The sequence below is a fragment of the Desemzia sp. FAM 23989 genome, from assembly GCF_045528345.1.
GTDB lineage: Bacteria > Bacillota > Bacilli > Lactobacillales > Carnobacteriaceae > Desemzia.
The window spans coordinates 1-255 of sequence record NZ_JBGQQT010000080.1 but is presented as its reverse complement, the minus strand read 5'-3'; the positions used below and the strand labels follow the sequence as shown (position 1 = coordinate 255).

Below are 255 nucleotides of genomic sequence, written 5' to 3'. Positions count from 1 at the left end.
CACCTTGGAATGAAAAGATAATAACTAAAGTTAGTAGTAAACCAATTCGAGTTGTGCCATCAAATTTATTCACAAAATCTTTTTCAAAATAATCGTCACCTTTTTGCTTAACGACTTTTTTTCTGACCACAATTCCTAAAACTAAAGGAATAACAATAAAGACAAAAATGGAGAGTAAAAGTGTATTGATAGGGACAGATACGTTACCTATACCCAATAAAAGTGCCACAATTGGAGCATATAAAAAGAGAACAA

Annotated in this window: 1 protein-coding gene; it reads right to left on the bottom strand. The window is 31.0% G+C overall.

All coding sequences use genetic code 11. The features are described from left to right. Positions 1-255: arsenic resistance protein (locus ACEN36_RS13145; RefSeq protein ID WP_407126910.1), on the bottom strand; the 255-nt coding region annotated here is incomplete at both ends.